The sequence below is a fragment of the Bacillus sp. MM2020_4 genome (assembly GCF_011250555.1).
In the GTDB taxonomy this organism is placed as follows: domain Bacteria; phylum Bacillota; class Bacilli; order Bacillales; family Cytobacillaceae; genus Neobacillus.
The window spans coordinates 1-23,799 of record NZ_JAANMZ010000026.1 but is presented as its reverse complement, the minus strand read 5'-3'; the positions used below and the strand labels follow the sequence as shown (position 1 = coordinate 23,799).

Sequence of the window (23,799 nt, the reverse complement as noted above, 5' to 3'; positions counted from 1 at the left end):
GAGGTGAAGACAAAATAGATAAATTACTGATTGATCCCGCCATAGATTTAACTCCACAAAATGAAACGACCTATATATATACGTTTGCCTGCTCTGAGGATGAACGCTCTTTATGTGCGCTGGAAATGCGTTCATTATTCGGCAAAACGTCCCCATCTAATGTCTTGGAAACCTTCGTAAAAATGGATCCAAGTCGAAGCCCTTTTATTAAAGAAAGAATGAGTGTGATATATGATGCGGAATGTCTGGATAATCTTTATCAGCAGGTGGAAGCAGTACAACTAAACGGGGCAACCTTTAAAGTCACTTATGTCAAAAATAACAACCAAAATAAAAGTCAAAACGAGGGATTCGAGAGAAGGCGTACCATTGAACGAGAGATGGGATTACACATTAACGGAATAGCAGATCTTCGTCACCCTATCCGGTCTTTTGGCATCATGCATGTAAACAGAAAATGGGTATTTGGGGAGTATCTGAAAAGTGAGTCAGTTTGGTTCCGACATCAAAAGAAGCCAAATGGATACTCCACTGCCCTTAGCACACGTGTTGCCAGGGCGGTGGTGAATATCGCTATCCCCAATCCAAACGGGATTAAAGCCATTGATCCTTGCTGCGGAATTGGCACTGTCCTAGTTGAAGCCCGATCAATGGGGATTGATATAGTTGGAAGCGACAGAAATAAGCTAATCATCCCCGGAGCAAGGGAAAACATGGCACACTTTGGTCTTACAGGAGAAATAAACGTTGCGGATATTCGTGACATAACTAGCCATTATGATGTAGCCATTATTGATTTGCCTTATAATTTGTGTTCGGTCATCACCCCGGAAGAACAGCTGGAAATGCTTCAAAGTGCACGTGGGTTTGCAGAAAAAGTAGTCGTGGTGACCGTTGAGCCCATCGATGAAATCCTCTTAAAAGCAGGTTTTTCGATTATTGACCGCGGTGTCTCTAAAAAAGGATTATTTAGTAGAGAAGTGATTGTTTGCCATTAACCTATGCCCTCTTATGTCAAGATGTTATATGAATGAAAAAGGAGCCTAAATATACAAGAAGTGCATAAAGTCTTGTTTATTTAGGCTCTTTTATCCACAGTCATATTCCAATCATTTATTTCAATCTTCAACACTTCATTGTACCATTTTTTACCAATCTCAAGATTTTTCGTTCTCCAAAATATTCCTCCGAAACCTTTTATCATCTTATCTAACTCCTGTCTGTCGGCTTTTTCCTTTATCGACCATATTACTTCCTTCAATTACTAACTTCAACAACCGGGTGCATAATCCTTCTTGAATAAACGCCTTTATTATGTTTAAAGTTCATATTCAGTTCATAAACAATTTATATAATCCGTTTATCAATTGTTGAAAGGGCGAGATATAGAATGGAAAGTATTACAAAGTATAAGGAACCAGCTTTAGCTGATAAGAGCAATAAAATTCTGGTGATGCTGGGTTTAATCATTGGACTGATTTTTTCCGAGTTGGATGAAACCGTTGTGAATACAGCCATGCCGACAATCATTCGTGATTTAGGCGGATTAGCTATGTATGGATGGGTCGGAGGTGTGTATATGTTAACCATGTCTGCCTTCATGCCCATTTTGGGGAAATTAGCGGATTTAATGGGCCGAAAAAAAATATATTTAATGAGTATGGCCTTTTTCATAGGTGGATCAATTGTCTGCGGATTATCACAATCGATGACTCTTCTCCTTATTGGACGCGGGATTCAAGGTTTGGGGGCTGGAGGCTTGATGCCGCTTGCTATGACCATTTCAAGTGATCTATTTCCCGTTGAGCAGCGGGCAAAAGTACAAGGATTTATGGGGCCGATTATGTTCATTCCCATGTTATTAGGGCCATTAATGGGGGGATATTTTGTCGATCAGGTAAGTTGGCATTGGATTTTCTTTGTTAATATTCCTGTAGGAATCATTGCTGCACTTCTTCTGGCAAGTGGATTACGTGAGACGGCAATCAAGAAACAAGTGGTGATAGATTGGGCCGGGGCATTTTTATTAGTAGCTTCCATTGTCTCCTTGCTGATCACCCCCGTTCTTGTTGAAAATAATGGTTACACATGGGGATCACCGGTCATTATTGGTCTGCTTTGCATGGGTGCCGTTTTAATTGGTCTTTTTATTTGGGTCGAGACAAAGGTAAAAGAACCCATTGTTCCTTTGCATTTATTTAAAAACCGCAACATCCTTGTATTATCATTAATTGTCTTTACTGTAGGAATCGGCTTAATGGGCTCCTTTTCCTCCTTCCCCTATTTTGCACAAAACGTGCTGGGACTTACTCCAACAGAGGCTGGCTACTTGACATTGCCAATGATGGTAGGAGCAGTTGGGTCGGCTATGCTTAGTGGATTTCTACTAACAAAAGTACGCTACCGGGAACTATTTGGAATTGCCTTTATCATGCCAATGATCGGATTCTACTTATTTTCTCATATGAGCATTGATACAACTATTGTTCAAATTATTATTTTCTTATTCATAACAGGTCTTGGGTTAGGCGTTTTATTTGGAGGGGATAACCTCATTGTTCAGGAGTCTGTCGAAAAGGAACATAAAGGAATTGCCCTTGCGACAGTCCCGTTATTCCAAACGATAGGTGCTACAGTAGGAGTTAGTCTTTTTGGAAATTTGTTATCATCCACGCTGACATCCAAATTGCAAAGCTTAGGTGATAAACTCCCTGAAAGTATGGCAGCAAATATGAAAAGTTTAGCTGCTGCGGGTGTTCCTCACGGGTTACCGGCAGGGCTATTAACACAAATTAAAACCTTATACATTGAATCATTTCAGCATATATACATGTATTCGTTTGTCATTGCGATCCTTGCGTTTATCTTGAGTTGGTTTTTGAAAAAAGAAGTACTGTCCACGAAGTCTGATGAAGAAAATTTCGTAGAGTAGTCGTGGTGGTAAATGATAGAGGAGTTAAGCCTAAAAAATTAGTAAACAATTAGATGTAGGCACACTGCAGCGAGGAAACAATATGGCTCCGACCAAAATAATATAGAAAACACCATGATGGTGTTTTCTATTTTTAATACAGTTCTATGAGATTCCTCCCCAGATCTATTTTTAAGTGAGGCCTGGAAGGTTAATTATTTGTAGCTTTCCTTTTATTCGTTAAAAACAAGGCAGGAATAAACATAACCCCAATCACAATAACTGAAATGAGAAAACCAACTTGATAACCATGAAGGATAGTTGGAATCGTTGGTTTCAACCCCGATACGACAGTGGCCACGACAGTAGCTAAAGCCGCTGAACCAAAACTCGAGCCGACATTTTGAATAATTCGACTACCGATACTGGCTTGTGGAATTTGTTCCTGTTGAAGCCCCGTATATACATCACTCATTAAAGGCATCGTAATACCCCCAACCCCGATTCCACGAATAACTAAAACAATGGCGATCAGAACAAAATTTGTTTTTTCATCAATAAAGATAAATGGAATCGAACCAACTAGTGAAACGGTTAGACTCACAATTACGACTAACTTTGCACCAAGCCTATCAATCAGTTTCCCAATAATCGGCCTTGCAATAAGCATTCCTACCCCTTGTGGAATCATAGCGAGTGAAGCTTCAATTAGTGTAAAACCTCTTATATTCTGGAAGAACAGCGGAAGCAAAAGCATCGGACCATTTGTGGCCAAACCGGCTAAAAACATCCCAATAATGGCTGCAGAAAAACTTCTATGCTTAAAAAGATTGAGTGGCATGACTGTTTTGTTATTTCTTTTCACATTATAAATGGCATAGGCGATAGTCGTTACTAACCCAATACCCACATACCAATAGGTTTGGTGGTTATGAAAACTAGCAAAGTGGGCAGCTCGTGTAATCCCAAATATCATAGATGAACTCATAATCGCCAAGAGGATAATTCCTACCCAATCAATTTTGCTGTCTGAATTAAATGGTTCAAAATCATCAAGGCGTTTGGAAACTAGATATAATGCGATTAAACCAAACGGTATATTGATGAAGAAAATCCAACGCCATGACGTTAATTGAATGATAAACCCGCCGATAACAGGCCCTAACAGTGGACCAAGAATAATAGGCGTTCCAATCACCGCCATCAATCGGCCAAGCATATCGGGACCAGCGACTTTCATCAATAAAGTAGTCATTAATGGAATAATGATCCCCGCACTGACCCCTTGTAATAGGCGAAAAGCTATTAAACTCTCAATATTCCAACTTATTCCGGCAAGTACACTGGAAAGAATAAAGCCAAGCTCTGCATTTAGTAATACTTTTTTTCCGTTAAACTTATCCATAAGCCAGCCTGACACCGGCACTGCTACAGCAAGTGCTAGCACATAGCCTGTAATTACCCATTGTATAATCTCGAGTGATGTATGAAAATCCAGCCCTAATTTGTTAATTCCAATATTAACCATGGTCGTGTCAAGCATTGGTGCGATGGCAGCCATCGCGATTGCCCATGCTGCGCTGGTCACTTCTTTTGGAAGCTTTTCTTGTTTTTCCTTTTTCATCGCAATCCCTCCCTCTTTAGATACATGGTGTATCTTAAATGCTGCAAGTAGTAATATACAACAATATTTGTTAAAATACAAATAAAATACATGTTGTATCTTAATGTTTTTTCGAGGTGATATAAATGGTTCAGCAACGACGTCGTGGTAACGAACTAAAAGAAGCGATTTATATAAGCGCCATTGAACTATTAGAAAGCGAAGGCTACAAAGCCATCACGTTTCAAAATATCGCTAAAAAGGCACAAACGAGTCGAAGTGTCTTATATCGATCTTGGTCATCACCCTTCATCATTTTATATGAGGCAGTCAGGTGGAAGACCTTTCAAGACGGGAATGGAAGCGTTGGTAATGCCTCTTTTGATACAGGCAGTCTTCGTGGTGATTTACTAGCATTATGCCGACATTGGGTTAGAAACTCACTGGCCTTTTCCTCAGAATTCTTGAAAGGTTTTTTAACCGAAATGATCGAGAATCCGGAATTTACCTATTTGTCAGAAAAAGTGACGGTCTCCAACTTGCTGGTTATTGAAAAAATCATTGAGAGAGCTAGTATACGAGGTGAAATCAAGCATGAGGTTAGTACTATGGTGAAGTTGCTGCCTTTTGAGATATTACGTTACCATCTCGTTTTTATGAAGGATGCGGTCGATGATCGATTCATCAAGCAGTTAGTGGATCATGTTTTGCTGCCAGCTATGACAAATGGGAATAAGGTTGAGAGTTAGAATAAAAAGGGACCGATCCTTAGCCATAAGAGAATCCCCATCTGGTAGACAGATGGGGATTCTCTTATGAATGGGCAAAAATAACCTTCCGAGGGAAATCTAGTATTTTCATTCATTCCTTGTAAACGCGATATTTAGTTCTTCTACCACATCATAAACACTCTTTTCCTGCTCTATTACTCTCATCCTGGACTTTCCTCTTCTCACTTTTCTGTACCCTTAATCGTCCACCTGCAACAAGGATGGCCGAATACAAAACCAGAGCGATCCCTAACACCTGCCAGCCCCGTAGATGTTCCCCAAGAAAAAGGACACCCGTTATGACTGCAATGATGGGTTCCATCGTCGCCAAAATGGAAGCCTTACTTGCTTCTAAATGTTTAAGTCCTGATGTGTACAAAAGAAAAGCTGCAACTGTTGCTACTAACGCTAACAACACCGCTGATACCCAAACATCTATATATTGAAATTGATCCAGCTTGTTTCTTATATCACTTGTCAATAACATAAATAGACTCGTATAAAGAAATGTGTAGGTTGTTATGGTCAAGGCAGAATACCGCTTCGTAACAGGCTTACTGAAAATACTGTACAACGCATAACAAAATCCGGATAGAATCCCCATTAACAAGGTTTTCATTTGTATCTCGTCTTGGCCAAATGGCAGTAGACCGACAACAAATGCACACCCTGTAATCGCAAGTGCAAGTGCCCAGCCTTTACGAATGGTCAAGGGCTCTTTAAAAAAGATACGAGACAGAATGGTGACAAACAGCGGACCAGTATATAAAAGTGTTACTGCAAGCGATAAACTCGATTGAGAAAAAACTTCAAAATAAAAAAAATTAAATAAAGCGATACTAAAAATTCCTGCACAAGCAAAAAAAAGATGATCTTTTAATCTGGTACGTAACTGCTCACGATAAAATGCTGTCATCACTAGAATTAAGATCACAAAGGTAAAAATGCCCCGAATGGCCACTACGTCCCAAGCCGTGAAGCCACGGGCATACAATGGAGCAATCAATAAACCAATTAGTCCCCAACATACCGCACCGGCAATTGTCATCATGTACACTCTTATACTCGTCAGTTTTTCCATTTTATGCACCTCTATTTCCAAAAATGGGAATGACTCCGATTCTTACTTCGCCACGAATCGAGTCAAACCCTTCCTAGAAATGTTTATAATATAAGGAAACTTACTTATAGTAAAAAAACGGAGTTATTCATTCATCAATACCCTGGCAAGCATATTTAATTCGTTGGGCTGTAAGATTCGATAGTGACGTCCAACCTTTTGCAAATAGCCTTTATCACAGAATTGTGCCAGTACATATAATAAGTGACGGTAGGAGACGCCTAAAAAGTCACAAACAGTGACGTGTTTCTCCTTATAGATCTCCTCATCTGCCGTTTGCAAAATAAACTCGGCAAGTCGGTTTTCTAGCGGGAAAGAAAGGCTTTGTGTGTATTTGGCCGCCATTTGTGTAGATTTTATACTTAAGAACTTCGCCAGTTCACGAAGAAAGGCAGCATCCTCGAGCATTTTGGTGCGGCAGCGATGATAAGGAATTGCATAGCAAATCGTCGTCGTGGAGGCTTGAATTCCTTTCGTATAATAAATTGGATGTAATAATTCCATTTCCCCGAAAAAATCTTCCTCCTTGATAAAATTAATTAAGGAAACCTTTCCATTCTGATGCGTCACATAAATTTTCGCTTTTCCTTCAATGACATAAAACAAGAAATCCGGACGCATGCCTTCTTGGATAATCCATTCATCTCGTTCATATTCATGCACTTCCAGAAACTCTTCAATCGGAAAAGAAAACAAATAGCTAATCGAATATTCCTCCAAAAAGCGCTGCCTTTTCTCATTGTTGTAAATTTCCATCAATCTCCTCCAAAATATGAGATATCTCCTATTATTGTACGTTTCTCCATGTTATGATGCAACCATTGGAGGGGGATCGAATGGATTCACAACGATGGATGAACAGACAATTTTTTAGTTTTTTTATCACCTGGGGTGTTTTTCTACCGTATTGGACAGGGTGGATGATTCATACAAAAGGGATGACGGTTTCGCAAGCTAGTTTAATTATGAGTCTAGGGCTGGTTGTCCGCGGTCTTTCTACACTATTTGTCTTTCCTTATTTATCAGGAAAATTTAGCAGTAGAACGTTGCTCAACGGAATGGCGATTGGTACCTTACTATCTCTTCTATGCAGTTTTCCTGCGAATTCATATATGAGTTTATTAGTTGTTACTTTACTGTTGCATGTCTTTTATCCAAGCTTAATGCCGGCATTGGATAGCGCAGCAGGCGTCCTTGTACAAAATAGGCAATTACGAGATTATGGGAAGAGCCGCTCATGGGGGTCCATTGGCTTTGTCGTATCGGGGATGATGTTAACGGTCTTTACAGGAGCACTTGGCGATCAAGTGATTTTATGGGCCTTGTTACTCGGCATATTGGTATTCATTTCTCTTTGTTTCTTACCTGCCCCTGTTGTATTAATGGAAAAACCACAAGCTACTAAAATGAACAAAGGCGGTATGCTGCAATTATTTCGCATCAAATACTTTGGCCTCGTGCTGGTAATTGTGATTTTACTACAAGCGGCACACGCATCCTATTACAACTATGGCTATATTTTCTTGCAAGAAATCCATGCGCCCAAGTATTTAATTGGGATGATTCTTAACATTGCTGTGCTGGCAGAAATCATTTTCTTTTTAATCGCTGATCGGTTCTTTCATAAATTTTCAGTTGGCTCCTTGCTGACACTTGCAGCATTTGGATCAACAGTAAGATGGATCCTCATATTCCTCTTTCCCTCTATTATTGTGTTCTGCATCGCGCAAACTTTGCATGCCTGCTCATTTGCGATGGGCCATTATGCCTTTATGAAATACTTAACTAAGCATATACCACAAGCACAGATTCCGAATGCTCAAGGGATGTATTCAGCATTGGCATTAAGTTGGAGCACAGCGGTGTTCACATTCTTCGGCGGATATTTGTATGAAATCGAGCCACGATACGCTTTTATCGGCATGATCATTTGTACCATCCCATCGATGGTACTTGCGATCTTCTATCGAAAATTAACTGCAAAGGTGGATGATTCCTGCGGCCGAGGGGAACAAGGATAATGTAACATTCGTTTAAAGTTCAGAAACAAACTTCCAAAAAAGAAAAGTCAGATCCCTCCACTTTTACGTGATGGGGTCTGACCTTTTTCAGTTCAAATAAACTACTCATTTTTACCAAGTCAAAACTACTTCAACTGCATGGTTGTAATGCAGGTAGGATCACCTTTAAATGTGGCAATCTTTGAATCTGCCTTTTTACCATCCTATTCAACCTTTAGTTATTTCTACTAACAAATTCCCATCCTTGAAATTTATTGGAGAAATTAAATAAACTCTAGTTCTTTACCTTTTTCTCATAACAATCCACTTCTTTTGCGTGATTTGTTCGAGCTGTTTTAAAATATTCAAAACCAACAGAATGCCAAAATCTTTGAGCTGTATGGTTCTCTTTTAAAACGCCAATCCGTAAAACCCTCAATCCCTTTTCAACCATCTCTTTTTCAAAAATCAAATAGGCTTGCCTTCCGAATCCAAACCCTTGATAATCAGCATGAATCATTAACAACCCAAGCCATGGACACTGGTCTTTTTCATTTAACAGTAAATAGTCGATAATACCAATATATGTGTCATCAAGCTTAATAAATAGGCTCTTTGTTCTGCCATTTAACAAGTCATCTTCTACTTCCCTAAGGTTTCTTCTTTCCTTTCCATTCTCCAGCTGATTATATTCTGGATTTGAATTGATGATTTCAACGGCTATATATAGTGTTTCCACAGTTATTTCCTCAAAATGGATTGAATTCAATTTTTTCACCTTCATTACTATCATGTCCTGTTTCAATCTATGATAAAACTAAAATAATAGCCTTATCGATAGGAAAATACATAATACCGAACAAGCATAAAAGAGTACGGCTAATTTAACATTCCTCCTGAATTTAATGCCGTAAGCACAAAAGAAGAGAGCAGCCGCTAATTTGGAACCACTTCGCAAATAAGCATGATTTGAAAAAATTGAACCGCTTAAAATAATTGAGGTAAGGAGAGTTATCGAAATTAGTGCTTTGAACCATAAAGGTTCATTCAGAAACACATTAAACATAAATTTTATTCGTTGCATGTGGTTACAGCTCCCTTCCATCAGTATTTATTTAAGCATATGTCGATATTCTAAAGATATCCTGATTAAAAAAGGAGCTGCCTAACAGCTCAGTGATTTTTAATTATTTTTTCAAAACTGGTATCCAAATTTCACTTTTCACAGATGGTGAAGTTAAATCTTTTGTTTTAATCGACAAGATTTCGGGTCCTTCAGTAACTTGATAATTGGAAGATGGAAACCACTCTGAATAAATCCTGCCCCAAGTTTCTTGTAGGGTACTAGGAAAAGGTCCTACTGATTCAAAGATCGCCCATGTTAAAGCAGGAACTCCAAGACTTAAAAAGTTTTCCGGGCATTCTCGTGTTGTTGCCACTCCAATATACTGATCAAGCTCTCCTTTTTCTTCCATACGTCCATCCGAAAAGTTTGTAGATGCTTGAATCATCCCTTTAGGTTCAACATTAGAAAGTTTTTTTAATTGATCTATTTTTTCCATAGTCAAGGATTTCCACATTTCAGTAATTACTGGGTTTTCTCCTTCAAAGATTATTGGAACTCTCTTCTTAATACCAACTATCTTAAATGCCTCTTTTTGTTCGATTCGGTAATTCATTTCATTTCCTCCTCTAATTGATAATTGGAAGGTCATTGGTGGAAAGGCTTTTAATGGCTGTCCGTTGTTTCTTGCTTCTGATGGTGTTACACCATGTAAATTTTGAAAAGCTCTAGTAAAAGAGTCCGGTGAATTGTATCCATAGGTAACCGCAATATCAATTATTTTCAAACTACTATTGGTAAGTTCAAATGCTGCCAAGCTCAGTCGTCTACGGCGAATGTATTCTGTTAATGTAATACCCGCAAGAAAAGAAAACATTCTTTTAAAATGATATTCGGAACAATGAGCGATCCTTGCCACCACTTTGAAGTCTATTTCGTCAGTGAGATTATCCTCGATATACCTCATTGCATCATTCATGCTAGTAAGCGAATCCATTAAATGACCTCCTTTCAACAATAGAATAACAGGAGTCGAATCGTTCAGTCCGACATTCTGTGCACCATTTTGTCGGATTATTCACATCTTGATCTGTTACTGAAAATAATAAGTCTACTAATAACCCAATAAATACAATCGAAAGGATCATTGCTGGTATAGATAAATACCAAATCCCTGTGTTTCTAATGCTTATGTGAGTCTATTTTTTTGGTTGATCAAGCGCTTGATAAGCTAACTGGTATTTTCCCCCGTCAGCTACTTCTGAATGGTACAAAGCCTTGAGGGCATTGTTTTTTTCAAGGCCGTGTTCGACCTTCAACTCTTTTAAGCGTGTATGCAAGTCTTTATGATCCTTGATAAGCTGTTGCATCTGCGATTTACTATACTTCATATGTGTAACTCCTTTCAGAACCTCAATCCGTTCCCCAAGTATAGCATGATTAAATCATTATATACAGGAACCCAGATATTGGTAAATGGTGCCTGACACCATTCATTTTAAAAAGGCATTACCCAATTGGAATAATGCCTCACAATCTTACTTTGACTTCTGTACCGTCAACTAATTTAGTATCCACTAATACGATACCCTTGTGCTTAGATAGGCTTTGCAACAGTGGTTTCAAGTCATTTCTGTCTATTTGAGGGAAGGTAAATTTACTTCCATCTTTATTGATTGCCGTATTAATCATGCGATTTACTCTTTTTGAAGTAATAATCAAACTAAACATATTTAACAATGGATATGGAACTGGAACGGAGAATTTTTTATCTTTTACTTTTATCCTGACTTTTAGCATAAACTATTCAATCACCACAAAAACTTTATCACCATTTGCCGAAGTAACATCTACAATTTGACCGTCCAGTTCATTTTCGATTGCTGTGATTAAAAGATCAACATTAATATCCTTCACATATTTTTCAGCCTCTGGAATTTTTTCCGCGATACTCGAACCAACCTTTAAAACTGCCTTTATAAGATTAATTGGCAAATTCACAGTAATATTATCACCTTTTTCGGAGGTAATTTGAATTTTTAGCATTTTGTTGCCATAGGGGATTTCCTTTTTTAATGGAATTGGCTGTAGCTGGTCTTTACCCTGCAGGATATTAATCAATTCTGTTGCTTTTTCCTTATCGATTTTTCCCTCTTCGACCATTGTTAACACTCTTGAAACTTCCTCTTTCATTTATAATTCCCCCTCTTTTAATAAATGAATAGCCTCTTCCGCAGTGATTTCTCCCTTTTCCAACATGGCGACTACCTTTTTCTTATCCACTTCCGTTTTCTTTTGCGTGGAATAGCCAAGAGCAGAAATAATGTCATCTAACTTTCCTCTTACAGTCGGGTAGGAAATCCCCAATTCTTTCTCCACTTCTTTGATATTTCCACGGCATTTTAGAAAAACTTCAATAAAACGAAGCTGTTCGTGGGCAAGGGCCGCTAGCTTTGATACCTCAAATTCATTTTCCACGATCGTATGGCAATGGTTACACTGTAACTTCGTAATTTTCAATTGTTTGCTGCAAACGGGACAATTAGTAATTAATGGGTATGCCATCTTTTTCTCCCTTCCTTTATTTACCTCAATCATACAACAGTTATTAATTATTTGAAATAGGCAATTAAAATATTTTATAAAAAATTAGTAAAAAGTTAATTTATTTAATTTTTATTTTAATTAAATATTGACTCTCTCTCGAAATAAAAAAGACTCGGAATCCGAGTCTTTATCTAAAAGGGCATACACCAATGTTTTAACACTTTAAGCGGATGCTCAACAGCCCCCTCTTAATGGGCTCCATTCGTTACCTTTTGTTGTGTATCATATGGTGGTCTAACCAACCGACCAAGTCTCCTAAAAACTTCTCTCTTCCCACCTCATCAAATGGACGGTGCCTAGCTGAAGGGTACTCAACTAGCTCTTTATCCTGAGAGGACAAAAGGGTAAAAAAATGGCGCAGTTTTGTAGGGGGTGTAATCTTATCTTCTAGGCCGTATTGTAAAAAGACCGGCAGCGTAATCGCTGGTGCTTCATTTACCACTCGTGTAATCGTTTGGATGAGGCTGCGTCCTAAACCAGGGGTCACGATATTATGGCGTAACCTGTCTGATTCGTATTTAACACGAATCGCTGATTTTTTCTTTAATAAGCGAATCCTGCCGGGTTTTTTGATGCGATAGTCTGGCTTAACCCTACCCAATAGGTTAATCCCTAACTGTTCGAATGGTGTGACTTCGTAAGAGATGGCAGGGGAAATCGCAATGATTCCTGAAATACCCATACTATGCTCCAAAGCATACTCGAGGGTAATCAGGCCGCCAATACTGTGTCCCACAATATACAAGGGCACCCCGGGCTGATCGAGTGAAACAAGCTTGCGAAACTCGTGTAAATCCCCGCTAAACTCATCCCAAGATTGTATATAACCCCTTTTACCGGAGCTTTTCCCGTGTCCGCGCAAATCAAGGGCATAGACAATATAGTCGTTATTAACCAAGCTTTCACTTATATTCTGTAACCCGCCGCTGTGGTCCCCATGTCCATGAACGACGATAACCGCCGCTTTTGGAGCTGTTAATGGTTCGATCACACGAAAAAATAACTCGATTCCATCGACACCATTAAATGTACCTTCTGCCATCATGCCCATATTCCTCCTGATGCTGCCATTCCAAAAACATGTATTTGTCCTTACCAAGATACTCTAAAGTAAGTAAGCTTATGAAGTTGATTTTAGTATAAATCAATACTAGTAGAAAATTTGATTGAAGTAAATGAATAAAGGGGCTGCGAATCAATTTAGGGAGCCATTTAGAAATAAAATAAGCAACGCATCTCACGAAAGCGTTGCTTCTCTTGCACCCTTTTCTTTTATGAACCCTGCTACTTGAATCAACAGACCTTTCCATTCAGCAGTAAGTGTTAAAAGTCTCCATCAAACTGATTAAACGGAATGTGTAATCTGTTTTCCACGGCACGAAGCCTCTGATTTACTCGATTTAAACGGCGATTAAGTTGGTTATATTCTCTTTCAAGCAGATCTAATCTGCGTTCAAACTGTCGCCATTGTGGGAGTTGAAATAGTTGCGATATTTGCGATAGCTGCCTGTCAGGGCTATATTGATCCTGCTGTACATATGGGTAATACTCGAACTGAGTTTGTGGAACTTGATAGTTTCCATATGGATACATTTGGGCATCTCTCCTTTTGGATTAATTCCCTATAAAATATGTAGGCATTTTCAGTATGAAACGGCGAATACCCATAGGACAAACCAGAAAATCTCCATCCTCATACGTATATTACGAATTACATTTTGGACACTTTGGTAAATTTGACATTCCTACATTCCTTCTGTTTACTGGAACCACCCGAAGTGATCTCCTCTATTTTTTTAGTTAATCTTTCTAAATATAGCCCTGCTTCCACCATTTTCGCTCCGTACCAAAACATCTCACCGTCCACTAACAAGATTTTTGTATTGGGAAGAAAGGATTGAAATTCGGCTAGGTGCTTTTCTTGAAAGGGAAAAGGCTCAGAAGCAAGCAACAGCACATCAAGATTTGCCTTAGTTAGCTCCTCTTTTGTAACCATGGGATACCTTGATTCTTCCATTTCGAAGGGGTTATGTATACCAAGTGTATCTAATACATCATTAATATAGGTTGTTCCGCCAACCACCATATATGGTTTTCTCCAAATCACATAGGCAGCATTTAGCTTCTGCTTACATGAACGGGCAGGGAAGGATGCTTTACAGGATGTGATGAGACGTTCCGCCGCCTGTTCCCTTTTTGCCAGTATTCCCAGCGCTTCGATCATCCGGTAGGAATCATCTATCCTTTGTACCTCCGAGACAAAAACAGGAGCCATTTTTTCAAGTTCAAGCACCATCTCTTTTGTGTTTTCTTCTTTTTCCGCTAGTATCAGATCGGGTTGTAAACCACGAATGGTTTCCATATTCACTTCTTTTGTACCGCCCACGATCGGGATGCTTTCCACCATCCCTTTAGGAAAGATGCAATATTTTGTTCGGCCAACGATTTCTTTCTCCAGCCCTAGGGCAAATAGTGTCTCAGTTATGGCTGGACAAATAGAGATAATACGCTTCGGCACAGTAGAAAGATTCACTTGCCGCCCAAGATGATCAAGTATGAACTGTCCCATCAAATTCCCCTCCCGTATACTCGTTACTTTTAAGCTAGCTAACTAGTTCATTACTTGTTATTCCATGCCGGAATTTGAAATATCGGCCTCAATCCTGCTCATGAACTCTTCTACTGCACTGTATCCTTGCTGCTTCAAATACCAGTTATTTGCGGCTGCTTCAATTAACCCCGCCACATCACGCCCCGGCTGGAGTTGGATCTCCATGGATGGAATCTTCACACCCATATAGTCTGTGTATTGAAGTTTCTGGTCCAAATCATTATACAAAGCATCTTTTTCCCACTTCGTTAAATTAATATCAAGAGCAATTCGTGATTCATCTTGAAAAGCTTTGCGACCGTACAGACGAACCACATTTAACAGTCCAATACTGCGAAGCGCCAAAAATTCCCTGGTTTTCCCATCATGAGTACCAAGAATGGTTTGCGCGCTAAGCTTCTTTAGGACAACGATATCATCAGCAATCAGGCGGTGTCCCCGGCGAATTAACGTATGTGCCGTCTCACTTTTCCCTACCCCCGAATTTCCACGAAGTAAGATGCCAATACCTGACACATTGACACAAACTCCATGCACAGCAATTTCCGGAGCTAATTCCTTCACCAAATACGCATCTAATTTGCTGATAAATTCTGAGGTTATCTCTGGTTTGTTTGTTAGTAACAATGGGATTCCCTGTTCTATACAATGGTGGGTTAGATAGGTAAGTCCCTCTTCCCCAGCTGTTACAATAAAACACGGCGGATGATAATGGACAATATTCCCAATTCGTATTCTTCGTTCTTCATGGCTTAATTTATGTAAGTAGGTAATTTCCTTTTCCCCTAAAATTTGCACCCGTTCTGTTGGAAAGAAATCAAAATGGCCAACAAATTCCAAGCCAGGACGATGTACCCGTGATTGTGTAATCATTTTCTGCAGCTGGTTTTCACCTGCCACTACTTTCAATGAAAACTTACGAACTAAGTTTTCAACCGTTATTTTCTTCACCTATTATCACCGTCCTAATAGCCTTCTTTATATGAATTATACTTAAGAATAATGGAAGTGTCATCCATTTCAAACCTTATCCCTAAAAGGGTAGCACTTACCCACACAGATAACGTACGCAATTATAAAAAGACGATGCCCATAGATGTCATTAGGAATCGCCTTTCTAAAACCTCATTCACTTATTATCCCTTTAAACAGCTCCCTAAATTGTTCCCTATCTTCCGCTGTAAAAGGTTTTGGCCCTTTAGTCCGCTTTCCGCCCTTTCGCGCCATGGCGCTAAAATAGCGAGTTTGTAATAATTGATCAATGTTTTCATTTGTATAGATAAACCCTTTATGGTGGAGGACTACACATCCTTTTGCTAAACCTAGCGAAGCAAGTCCATAATCTTGCGTAACCATTATGTCCCCTTTTTCCACCAACCTCATAATCCGATAATCGGCAGCATCTGCTCCATCATCAACATAAATGGTTTCCACTCCTGCTGGCTGTTCCGCACTAGAAAAATGGGAAAAGCTCGTAACAAGGATGACAGGAATGTCCGCTTTCGTCCCTTCAAGAATCACAATATCTTTAACTGGACATGCATCCGCATCAACATAAATTTTCATCTTTATCTCCCTTGTACATGGTCTGTCCCTAACACCTTTTGAACAGGGTTATTGGTAATTATTTTAAGTATAGCAGAAACTTCCTTACTAAAAAAAACAGGATGGCCCTTTTTCAGGCTATCCAGAATTGTATTCATCATTATCTTATCATCACTTCTGCCTTTGCTTTAGCAATTTCGGCTGCTACATCGACAATCATATCCTCTTGACCACCGACAACCTTACGTTTTCCTAACTCTACTAAAATATCACGTGAATCGATTCCGAACTTGGTTGCGGCTCGTTTAGCATGAAGGGCAAAGCTTGAATAGACACCGGCATAACCGAGAACGAGGCTGTCTTTGGTAATCTCTTGCGGTGTTTTCTGGATCGGTGCCACCACAGCTTCCGCTAAGTCCATCATTTTGTAAACATCTATGCCTGTCTGGATCCCCATTCGGTCCAGCACCGCTGTAAGCACTTCTGTTTGTGTATTACCCGCTCCTGCACCTAAACAGCGGACACTCCCGTCAATTCGTGTCGCCCCTTCTTCCATCGCGACTAAGGAATTGGCCATGGCAAGGGACAGGTTGTTGTGGCCATGGAATCCAATATTTACTCCAACATGCTGTTTCAGGGCACGGATCCTCGTGCGGACCTGGTCTGGGAGTAAGGCACCCGCTGAATCCACCACATACACCGTATCAGCCCCATAGTTTTCCATTAATTTTGCTTTCTCGACTAATTTGCCCACCTCTGCCATGTGGGACATCATCAAAAATCCGACTGTTTCCATCCCTAGATCTTTTGCCGCTTGGATATGCTGCGGGGCAACGTCTGCTTCCGTCACATGTGTCGCAATACGCGCCATTTTAGCCCCTAATTTCGCTGCTTCTTTTAATTCCTTCACTGTGCCAATTCCAGGAATCAAGAGAACGGCTATTTTTGCTTGATCCACCACAGATACAGCTGCTTCAATCAATTCCATTTCATTAGTCCTGGAAATCCCATATTGTAGAGACGAACCAGATAAACCGTCTCCATGTGATACCTCAATATAAGGAACCCCCGCATCATTTAAAACCTTTGCTACTTTCAGAACTTGATCTACTGTAAATTGGTGGGCAATCGCATGGCTTCCATCACGCAATGCTACCTCTGTGATAAAAATATCCCGGGCATTTGTCATTTTGTCAAAATCTCCTTTCTATTAAACTAGTTGTTTTGCTAATTGATTTTTGGCAAACTCTTCTGCTACTTTGACTCCTGCTGCCGTCATAATATCAAGGTTACCGGAGTATTTCGGCAGGTAGTCGCCAGCACCTTCTACTTCGATAAAAATGGTTACCTGATTCCCTTCAAAAATAGGCTCTGTCCGCAGACGGTACCCAGGCACATATGATTGAACGACTTGTTCCATTTCTTTAATAGATTGAGTGATCTTGGCTTCGTCCATCGTTCCTTTTTCAACAAGGGCATACACAGTATCCCGCATCAAAATGGGTGGTTCAGCTGGGTTTAAAATAATAATGGCTTTTCCTTTCTTTGCTCCCCCAACCTCCTCAATTCCCCGAGAAGTGGTTTCAGTAAACTCATCTATATTTGCTCGTGTCCCAGGACCGGCACTAAGGCTCGAAATTGTCGCCACTATTTCTGCATACTCTACCCTACTTACACGATTTACTGCGTGGACCATTGGAATCGTCGCCTGTCCGCCGCAGGTAATCAGGTTGATATTCTCTTCCTCCATATTTGACCCTATATTAACTGCTGGAACAACAAAAGGGCCGCGAGCTGCCGGAGTCATATCAATCGCTTTTTTCCCAGCGTCTTTTAACATTTTGGCATGTCTTACGTGTGCCTTTGCTGAAGTAGCGTCAAACACAATATCCGCTAATTCAGAATGGTGTTCAAGGAAACCCTGCAAGCCTGTATCAACAGCTAAATAGCCCAATTCTTTGGCGCGACGCAAACCATCCGACTCCGAATCAATCCCAATCACTGCAGTTAGCTCTAAAACTTCTGAACGTCCAAGCTTAATCATCAAATCTGTTCCAATATTTCCAGAACCCAAAATTGCAACTTTCACTTTAGACAAAATGATTCTCCTCCTTCAAACCTGTTTATTTATTTTGTATCCAAAACCTGCATATGTGTTGGTTTTGCTTCGTAGCCCATACTAGCTGAAATCCTCAAAGCAGCTTGTTTAATCCCCTTAATGACTTCCCCAAGCCTCTCATTGTTCATCCTTACTTTAGGTGCTGCACAGCTAATCGCGCCTAACACCTTTCCATGATGATCGAATATTGGTGCCGCCACACATTTGAGTCCCAATTCGATTTCTTCGTCATCGATTGAATAGCCCTGCTCTCGTATCTGGTGTAAGTGTCTTTTTAACTCTTCTTTATCGGTAATTGTATATTCCGTAAACGATTCCATTTTGCTCTTTGATAAGAGACTATTGATCTCATTTTCGCTTTGATAGGCAAGAATCACTTTCCCTACCCCTGTGCAATGGATGGGGGCCCTCTTGCCAATTTGGGAGTAGATCCTTAATTGCCTTGGACCATCCAGTTTTTCAATGTAAATAACTTCTTCACGTTCAAAAACAACTAAGTGAACCGTTTCCTCTAGCCCCTCAACAAGTTCTTTTATGATCGGGCGGGCGATTTTTCCAAGATCAAATTGCTGACTAACCTTATTTCCTAATTCAAACAGCTTCATGCCCAGCTTGTATTTTAAATCATTCCGGTTTTGCTGGAGATACCCTTTAGCCTCAAGGGTCTTAATGATTCCGTGAATGGTACTTTTCGATAAACCCATTTTTTCACTTATTTCTTTCACACTTAGTTCCTGATCCGAGGTCAAAAACAATTCAAGCACACCAGCAGCTCTTTCAATTGATTGAATAAGTCGTTCAGCCATGGCTTCTCCTCCGCGCTCCCCATTCGATATTATCGAATGGCGTTCGTAAATATCATCATTCATAACCCTATAGTAACGAAGACTTTTCCTATTTGTCAATAAAATTCTGAATTTTATATCTATTAAAGATGCTAAGCAAGGTCTGTCCCCACATGATGGTACTAATTTACTACACTGCGGGTTAGGCACTTATTTTTACCAGGTAGCATAAGTAGAAAATAAACACATATATTTATATAACATTTTCATTAGAAAGGGGATTATAGACATGGATACGTGCATTTCTTGTGGCAAGGAATTATCCATTATGGAGCGGAATAGAACGGAATGCTGGGAGTGCAGAGATACGACGGTAGAGGCCTATACGGAGGAGGATTAAATTTATCCGATCGATAAGATTTCCTTTATCCTTCAAAAAAAGGGATCCCTAACCCCCAGCTTTTTCCGCACCGGGAGGCAGGTTATCCTATTTCTTAAAGGACTCTTCTTGGACGTTCTAGTTGAGGAAATGAGAATACCGTTGGATCAGTGTTTTGACTAAAGGACTGGTGTTCTCCGGTAATTCTAGCCTATCAAAGAAACCTGCATCAATTGATTCTTTCCCATCAATTTTAATGATGTTATTTTTCATGTCCTTAGAGGTATAAGCAATGGTAACAGGATAAAACTCATCACCGTTTGCTAATTTTCTAAAATACTGCTTACCTGAAAATACATCCACTAACTGAAGCTGGCCAATTTCAATCCCTGTTTCTTCAAAGACTTCCCTTCTTGCAGCGTCCTCAGCAGATTCGGCTAATTCCATCAGGCCCCCTGGCAGTCCCCAGATGCCTTCAGGGCGTTTTTGTAAAAGAATTTTCCCTTTTGCATCAAGGACTGCCACGACTGCACCGACTAAAATGATCGGCCGATTTCCAATTATTTCTCTTAACTCTTCAATGTAACCCATTCTCATCCCCCCATATTAAGAATACTAATTAGAAACAGAATATCATAAAAAAAAGCGAACAATGCTACTCACTGTTCGCCTTTTGCTTATTGAATGGATAATCACGATCATACATTATCCTGGAAATAGGTCAGAAGATAGATATCGCTCTCCCGTATCAGGGGCCAAACACAGTACCCTTGCTGAAGCTGGAAGTCCCTTCGCCATCTCAACTGCAAAATGGGCAGTCGATGCACCAGATGCACCAACGAAGATACCTTCTTCTGCCGCAAGTCGGCGAGCCATTGCTTCTGCATCCTCATCTTTAATGAGCAGGATGTCATCAAATATTTCACGGTTTAAGATTTTCGGGATGAACCCTGGACCTGTTCCGGGGATTTTATGTGGCCCAGGATTACCACCTGATAGGACCGGTGATCCAAATGGCTCGACCACATATATTTTTAAATTGGGAATCGATTTCTTCAATTCTTCTCCTACACCGGTAACGGTACCGCCCGTTCCAGCTGTGACCACTAAGGCGTCCAGTCTTCCTTCAAAAGCTTCTAAAATCTCGACAGCAGTCGTTTCACGATGAACATCGGCATTTGCCGGATTCTCAAACTGCATGGGAATAAAACTATCAGGAAGCTCGCGCGCCAAACGACCAGCCTCATCAATCGCCCCTTGCATACGCAATTTTCCAGGAGTTAAATAAACTTCTGCTCCATACGCTTTTAAGATTTTCACTCGCTCCTGGGTAGCATTATCAGGCATGGTGATAATACAGCGATAGCCTTTCACGGCCGCTACCATAGCAATGCCAATTCCCGTATTTCCAGATGTCGGTTCAATGATCGTGCTTTTTCCAGGGATTAGCTTCCCTGTTTCCTCGGCTCGCTCAATCATTTTCTGCGCGGCACGGTCCTTTACACTTCCCCCTGGGTTAAAGGATTCAAGTTTTACAAATACTTCAGCACCAGATGGTTCCGGTATTTTATTAAGTTTGACAGTTGGCGTATTCCCTATTAAATCAAGAATGGAACGATAGAGTTTCATTTTCTTCACCTTTCAAGATCATTTTTATAAAAACAGAAGCAGGGATGCTGACCAAAACGTCCTCAGTATCCCTTTGCTCCTTATAAGTTAATAAATTGCGTATCAATTAATGTTTTAAACTCTGGCAGCTCTTTTAAAAATTTTAGGTAAACAGAAGAATTGGCAAATTGTTCAATCACATCTTTATTAACATCTTTAGTAAAGTGAATGTGGGTCCAAGCCGTATCCACTACGTCTTGATCAAGTCCTTGCTTCGTGATCTCTTTGATGCTTTGGACGGTAATTTCCTTTGCTTCATCAGGGTTTTTATTGATAAAGTTGATCGCTTCGTTTTGTGCCTTCACAATTTTAGCAATCACTCCCTTATCGGCTTTAATTTTCTTGCCACTAGCAACTAAAATCGTATTCGGTAATGTATTCCCGTAAGAAATTTGGGAGCTATCGACAATAATTTTCGCGCCTGCCTCTTTTACTAATTGAGTTGCCCACGGCTCAGGTACTGCGGCTAAATCGACTTTACCTGATTCAAACATACTGGCATATTGAGCGGGATTTCCGGTTACATGCTTTAATGTCCCCCCAATTCTAGCCGATGAAATACCGTAGTCCTGCAGGAATGTTTCCATTTGGACATCATGTGTGCATCCGATACCAGGCGTGACAAACGTTTTACCCTGGAAATCCTCAACAGAATTGATGCCACTTTTTTCACTTGCAACGATTGCTGTTCCACCTGATGATGCCCCCGCAATAATTTTAACATCTGCACCGTTTGTAAAGTTATTCATAACCGGTCCGGGACCTACCAAACCAGCATCAATATCACCTGTTTTTAATGCTGTCATAAAGGCGCCGCCATCAGGAAATGTTTTGTACTCCACTTTCACGTTTTTACCTAATTCTTTTTCATAATACCCTTTTTCTCTTGCGATCATAGCAGGTGCATGATCAATATTTGGAAAATAGCCAATCACGACTTTTTCGGAACCAGCACTGCCACTCGTTTCGTTTGAACCGCAGCCAGCTAATAACCCCATACTAAGTAATATTGACATTCCGATGATTTTTGTCTTTTTATTCATCTACTTTCTCCCCCTTATTTACTCGTTTCTAATCCCCAACGGCGAATGACATTCTGTTCGACTCGTTGGAAGAACGTAAGATCTACAATCGTACCAATGACACCAATAATGATCATAATACCGATGACCATACTCATATTTCCGAAATCGGATGCGTACTTGAGTGTGTAACCCAACCCAGGTCCGGTACTCAAAATCTCTCCTGCCATCAGCGCACGCCAAGCGAAGGCCCAGCCAAGTCTAATTCCAGTAACGGCATATGGAACGGAAGCAGGAAGTATCACCTTTGCAAACAGATCGATTCCTCCCGACCCCATCGTTTGGGCTGCCCTAATGTAAAGAGGCGGAACATTCTTAATTCCAATCCTCATATTAATGGTAATAACAAGTGTTGCCCCGAGAATCACGATAAAGATAACAGAGCTTTCATTTAGGCCAAACCACATAATGGCGATTGGCAGCCAGACAATACTTGGGACACTCTGCAGTGCTAGAATCAAGGTGCCTAATGTTTCATCAGCGGTTTTATTTTTTGCTAACAGAATACCTAAACAGAAGCCAATGATAATGGAAATAAATAAACCAATGGCTAATCTTCTAAAACTTGCAAGAATATCGTATATGAGGGTTTTATCTTCAAAACCTTTTCCTAGAGTTTTCACAACGTCAGTCGGAGCAGGCATAAGGGCCGGAGAAACATTCAATATCTTCACAGCAGCCTGCCAAATGACGAGTAAAAGCGCAAAGAATATAATTCGTTTAATTGTTCGCTGCATATGACAGTTCCTCTTTTATCACTTTATCAATCTCTGTTTTTAATAGGCTATTGATTTTCTCTTCTACTTTAGCCACTGCTTGCGGATGCGCATTCCGCGGTCTTGGAATTTTCACGTGAATATCCTCAAGAACCACACCTGGCCTTGTTCCCATAACAATGATCCTGTCTGATAGTTTAATTGACTCGCTAATACTATGGGTGACAAAAAGAATCGTTTTTTTGGTTTCAAACCAGATTTTCTCTAATTCATGATGAAGTCTTGCCCGTGTCTGTTCATCTAGAGCACCAAAAGGTTCATCCATGAGTAATACCTTGGGATTCATTGAAAGTGCCCTGGCAATGGAGACCCTCTGCTGCATTCCGCCTGAAAGCTCATGTGGGGAATGCAAGGCAAAATTGCTTAGCTGAACCATTTGTAAATACTGATGGGCAACTTCCCTTGCTTCCTTTTTCTTCATTTCCTTGCGAAGCGGGAACATCACATTTTCCTCCACCGTCATCCAAGGAAATAGGGCAGCCTCTTGAAAAACCATCCCCCTGTCTTTCCCCGGCTTTTTGATGGAATCCCCTTTGAGCAAGATCTCACCGCTCGTTGGCTTTGTTAAACCGGCAACAATCGAGAGTAAGGTAGATTTCCCACAACCCGAAGGTCCAAGAATTGAGACAAACTCTCCTTCTTTAATATCGAGATTTATATTGGTAAGAACATCACTAGTAACCTTTTGATTAGTAAACTGTTTGTTAATATTATTTATTTGGAGAAACAAATCGTCACCCACTTTACCCATAATTCATAT

Annotated in this window: 26 protein-coding genes and 1 pseudogene; 4 read left to right on the top strand and 23 right to left on the bottom strand. The window is 40.2% G+C overall.

Going from position 1 to position 23,799, the window contains the following annotated elements; genetic code table 11:
- The first annotated feature begins 125 nt into the window (after positions 1–125).
- Positions 126–998: a TRM11 family SAM-dependent methyltransferase gene (locus G6554_RS15935; protein WP_166243610.1), complete on the top strand. Its 873-nt coding sequence runs from the start codon at positions 126–128 to the stop codon at positions 996–998.
- Between the two features lie 89 nt (positions 999–1,087).
- Here G6554_RS15935 and G6554_RS15930 read toward each other — a convergent pair.
- Positions 1,088–1,204 (bottom strand): annotated as a pseudogene (locus tag G6554_RS15930) (VOC family protein); the annotation flags it as partial.
- A 186-nt stretch (positions 1,205–1,390) separates the two neighbouring features.
- On the opposite strand from G6554_RS15930, the gene G6554_RS15925 reads away from it, so the two are divergent.
- Positions 1,391–2,932 (top strand): MDR family MFS transporter, encoded by a 1,542-nt coding sequence (locus G6554_RS15925; protein ID WP_166243608.1) that lies wholly within the window; start codon positions 1,391–1,393, stop codon positions 2,930–2,932.
- A gap of 190 nt (positions 2,933–3,122) precedes the next feature.
- Here G6554_RS15925 and G6554_RS15920 read toward each other — a convergent pair whose 3' ends face one another.
- A complete protein-coding gene (locus G6554_RS15920; RefSeq protein WP_166243683.1) occupies positions 3,123–4,541 on the bottom strand; it encodes a DHA2 family efflux MFS transporter permease subunit in 1,419 nt (472 codons plus the stop codon).
- 119 nt (positions 4,542–4,660) lie between these two features.
- Here G6554_RS15920 and G6554_RS15915 point away from each other — a divergent pair, with 119 nt between their 5' ends.
- Positions 4,661–5,263, top strand: coding sequence for a TetR/AcrR family transcriptional regulator (locus G6554_RS15915; RefSeq protein WP_166243606.1), 603 nt, complete (start codon positions 4,661–4,663; stop codon positions 5,261–5,263).
- 151 nt (positions 5,264–5,414) lie between these two features.
- Here the strand turns inward: G6554_RS15915 and G6554_RS15910 are convergent, their stop codons facing one another.
- Both G6554_RS15910 and yeiL read right to left on the bottom strand, forming a co-directional pair.
- On the bottom strand, positions 5,415–6,365 hold the full coding sequence (locus G6554_RS15910; protein WP_166243604.1) for a DMT family transporter: 951 nt from the start codon (positions 6,363–6,365) through the stop codon (positions 5,415–5,417).
- A 123-nt stretch (positions 6,366–6,488) separates the two neighbouring features.
- Positions 6,489–7,160: a transcriptional regulator YeiL gene (gene yeiL, locus G6554_RS15905; protein ID WP_166243602.1), complete on the bottom strand. Its 672-nt coding sequence runs from the start codon at positions 7,158–7,160 to the stop codon at positions 6,489–6,491.
- Positions 7,161–7,240: 80 nt separating this feature from the next.
- On the opposite strand from yeiL, the gene G6554_RS15900 reads away from it, so the two are divergent.
- Entirely contained in the window at positions 7,241–8,425 is a 1,185-nt protein-coding gene (locus tag G6554_RS15900) for an MFS transporter (protein WP_166243600.1), read from the top strand.
- 274 nt (positions 8,426–8,699) lie between these two features.
- Here the strand turns inward: G6554_RS15900 and G6554_RS15895 are convergent, their stop codons facing one another.
- The 19 genes from G6554_RS15895 to G6554_RS15805 all read right to left on the bottom strand — a co-directional run bounded on the left by G6554_RS15895 (position 8,700) and on the right by G6554_RS15805 (position 23,769).
- Positions 8,700–9,182 carry a GNAT family N-acetyltransferase gene (locus G6554_RS15895; RefSeq protein ID WP_347564322.1) on the bottom strand — a complete coding sequence of 161 codons (483 nt, stop codon included), beginning with the start codon at positions 9,180–9,182 and terminating at the stop codon, positions 8,700–8,702.
- Between the two features lie 409 nt (positions 9,183–9,591).
- The gene (locus G6554_RS15890) at positions 9,592–10,464 is read right to left on the bottom strand and encodes an AraC family transcriptional regulator (RefSeq protein ID WP_166243596.1); all 873 of its coding nucleotides are present in this window, start codon (positions 10,462–10,464) and stop codon (positions 9,592–9,594) included.
- Positions 10,465–10,666: 202 nt separating this feature from the next.
- The gene (locus tag G6554_RS15885) at positions 10,667–10,858 is read right to left on the bottom strand and encodes a hypothetical protein (protein WP_166243594.1); all 192 of its coding nucleotides are present in this window, start codon (positions 10,856–10,858) and stop codon (positions 10,667–10,669) included.
- A gap of 139 nt (positions 10,859–10,997) precedes the next feature.
- Positions 10,998–11,159 (bottom strand): hypothetical protein, encoded by a 162-nt coding sequence (locus tag G6554_RS25785; RefSeq protein WP_242692151.1) that lies wholly within the window; start codon positions 11,157–11,159, stop codon positions 10,998–11,000.
- 111 nt (positions 11,160–11,270) lie between these two features.
- On the bottom strand, positions 11,271–11,660 hold the full coding sequence (locus tag G6554_RS15875) for an SHOCT-like domain-containing protein (protein ID WP_166243590.1): 390 nt from the start codon (positions 11,658–11,660) through the stop codon (positions 11,271–11,273).
- On the bottom strand, positions 11,661–12,032 hold the full coding sequence (locus G6554_RS15870) for a DUF2089 domain-containing protein (RefSeq protein ID WP_166243588.1): 372 nt from the start codon (positions 12,030–12,032) through the stop codon (positions 11,661–11,663).
- Between the two features lie 247 nt (positions 12,033–12,279).
- On the bottom strand, positions 12,280–13,119 hold the full coding sequence (locus G6554_RS15865) for an alpha/beta hydrolase (protein WP_166243586.1): 840 nt from the start codon (positions 13,117–13,119) through the stop codon (positions 12,280–12,282).
- Positions 13,120–13,397: 278 nt separating this feature from the next.
- The gene (locus G6554_RS15860; protein WP_166243584.1) at positions 13,398–13,667 is read right to left on the bottom strand and encodes a hypothetical protein; all 270 of its coding nucleotides are present in this window, start codon (positions 13,665–13,667) and stop codon (positions 13,398–13,400) included.
- Positions 13,668–13,785: 118 nt separating this feature from the next.
- Positions 13,786–14,643 carry an ABC transporter substrate-binding protein gene (locus G6554_RS15855; RefSeq protein WP_166243582.1) on the bottom strand — a complete coding sequence of 286 codons (858 nt, stop codon included), beginning with the start codon at positions 14,641–14,643 and terminating at the stop codon, positions 13,786–13,788.
- A 57-nt stretch (positions 14,644–14,700) separates the two neighbouring features.
- Positions 14,701–15,636: an HPr(Ser) kinase/phosphatase gene (hprK, locus tag G6554_RS15850; protein WP_166243580.1), complete on the bottom strand. Its 936-nt coding sequence runs from the start codon at positions 15,634–15,636 to the stop codon at positions 14,701–14,703.
- 174 nt (positions 15,637–15,810) lie between these two features.
- Entirely contained in the window at positions 15,811–16,251 is a 441-nt protein-coding gene (locus G6554_RS15845; RefSeq protein ID WP_166243578.1) for a YaiI/YqxD family protein, read from the bottom strand.
- Positions 16,252–16,390: 139 nt separating this feature from the next.
- Positions 16,391–17,419, bottom strand: coding sequence for a 4-hydroxy-2-oxovalerate aldolase (dmpG, locus tag G6554_RS15840; protein ID WP_166243576.1), 1,029 nt, complete (start codon positions 17,417–17,419; stop codon positions 16,391–16,393).
- A gap of 21 nt (positions 17,420–17,440) precedes the next feature.
- The gene (locus G6554_RS15835; RefSeq protein WP_166243574.1) at positions 17,441–18,328 is read right to left on the bottom strand and encodes an acetaldehyde dehydrogenase (acetylating); all 888 of its coding nucleotides are present in this window, start codon (positions 18,326–18,328) and stop codon (positions 17,441–17,443) included.
- Positions 18,329–18,357: 29 nt separating this feature from the next.
- Positions 18,358–19,155: an IclR family transcriptional regulator gene (locus G6554_RS15830; protein WP_166243572.1), complete on the bottom strand. Its 798-nt coding sequence runs from the start codon at positions 19,153–19,155 to the stop codon at positions 18,358–18,360.
- Between the two features lie 496 nt (positions 19,156–19,651).
- On the bottom strand, positions 19,652–20,104 hold the full coding sequence (locus tag G6554_RS15825) for an NUDIX hydrolase (RefSeq protein ID WP_166243570.1): 453 nt from the start codon (positions 20,102–20,104) through the stop codon (positions 19,652–19,654).
- A 114-nt stretch (positions 20,105–20,218) separates the two neighbouring features.
- Positions 20,219–21,142 (bottom strand): cysteine synthase A, encoded by a 924-nt coding sequence (gene cysK / locus G6554_RS15820; protein WP_166243568.1) that lies wholly within the window; start codon positions 21,140–21,142, stop codon positions 20,219–20,221.
- Between the two features lie 80 nt (positions 21,143–21,222).
- Positions 21,223–22,224, bottom strand: a complete 1,002-nt coding sequence (locus G6554_RS15815; RefSeq protein ID WP_166243566.1) for an ABC transporter substrate-binding protein — start codon at positions 22,222–22,224, stop codon at positions 21,223–21,225.
- Between the two features lie 14 nt (positions 22,225–22,238).
- The gene (locus G6554_RS15810; RefSeq protein ID WP_166243563.1) at positions 22,239–23,000 is read right to left on the bottom strand and encodes an ABC transporter permease; all 762 of its coding nucleotides are present in this window, start codon (positions 22,998–23,000) and stop codon (positions 22,239–22,241) included.
- Positions 22,984–23,769, bottom strand: coding sequence for an ABC transporter ATP-binding protein (locus G6554_RS15805; protein ID WP_166243561.1), 786 nt, complete (start codon positions 23,767–23,769; stop codon positions 22,984–22,986). Before G6554_RS15805 ends, G6554_RS15810 begins: the two co-directional genes overlap by 17 nt.
- Positions 23,770–23,799 lie beyond the last annotated feature (30 nt).

Coding starts and splice junctions, on each gene's coding strand:
- G6554_RS15935 (WP_166243610.1), top strand. CDS start 126: ATGCGTTCATTATTCGGCAAAACGTCCCCATCTAATGTCTTGGAAACC.
- G6554_RS15925 (WP_166243608.1), top strand. CDS start 1,391: ATGGAAAGTATTACAAAGTATAAGGAACCAGCTTTAGCTGATAAGAGC.
- G6554_RS15915 (WP_166243606.1), top strand. CDS start 4,661: ATGGTTCAGCAACGACGTCGTGGTAACGAACTAAAAGAAGCGATTTAT.
- G6554_RS15910 (WP_166243604.1), bottom strand. CDS start 6,365: ATGGAAAAACTGACGAGTATAAGAGTGTACATGATGACAATTGCCGGT.
- yeiL (WP_166243602.1), bottom strand. CDS start 7,160: ATGGAAATTTACAACAATGAGAAAAGGCAGCGCTTTTTGGAGGAATAT.
- G6554_RS15900 (WP_166243600.1), top strand. CDS start 7,241: ATGGATTCACAACGATGGATGAACAGACAATTTTTTAGTTTTTTTATC.
- G6554_RS15890 (WP_166243596.1), bottom strand. CDS start 10,464: ATGGATTCGCTTACTAGCATGAATGATGCAATGAGGTATATCGAGGAT.
- G6554_RS15885 (WP_166243594.1), bottom strand. CDS start 10,858: ATGAAGTATAGTAAATCGCAGATGCAACAGCTTATCAAGGATCATAAA.
- G6554_RS25785 (WP_242692151.1), bottom strand. CDS start 11,159: ATGATTAATACGGCAATCAATAAAGATGGAAGTAAATTTACCTTCCCT.
- G6554_RS15875 (WP_166243590.1), bottom strand. CDS start 11,660: ATGAAAGAGGAAGTTTCAAGAGTGTTAACAATGGTCGAAGAGGGAAAA.
- G6554_RS15870 (WP_166243588.1), bottom strand. CDS start 12,032: ATGGCATACCCATTAATTACTAATTGTCCCGTTTGCAGCAAACAATTG.
- G6554_RS15865 (WP_166243586.1), bottom strand. CDS start 13,119: ATGATGGCAGAAGGTACATTTAATGGTGTCGATGGAATCGAGTTATTT.
- G6554_RS15860 (WP_166243584.1), bottom strand. CDS start 13,667: ATGTATCCATATGGAAACTATCAAGTTCCACAAACTCAGTTCGAGTAT.
- G6554_RS15855 (WP_166243582.1), bottom strand. CDS start 14,643: ATGGGACAGTTCATACTTGATCATCTTGGGCGGCAAGTGAATCTTTCT.
- G6554_RS15845 (WP_166243578.1), bottom strand. CDS start 16,251: ATGAAAATTTATGTTGATGCGGATGCATGTCCAGTTAAAGATATTGTG.
- dmpG (WP_166243576.1), bottom strand. CDS start 17,419: ATGACAAATGCCCGGGATATTTTTATCACAGAGGTAGCATTGCGTGAT.
- G6554_RS15830 (WP_166243572.1), bottom strand. CDS start 19,155: ATGGCTGAACGACTTATTCAATCAATTGAAAGAGCTGCTGGTGTGCTT.
- G6554_RS15825 (WP_166243570.1), bottom strand. CDS start 20,104: ATGGGTTACATTGAAGAGTTAAGAGAAATAATTGGAAATCGGCCGATC.
- cysK (WP_166243568.1), bottom strand. CDS start 21,142: ATGAAACTCTATCGTTCCATTCTTGATTTAATAGGGAATACGCCAACT.
- G6554_RS15815 (WP_166243566.1), bottom strand. CDS start 22,224: ATGAATAAAAAGACAAAAATCATCGGAATGTCAATATTACTTAGTATG.
- G6554_RS15810 (WP_166243563.1), bottom strand. CDS start 23,000: ATGCAGCGAACAATTAAACGAATTATATTCTTTGCGCTTTTACTCGTC.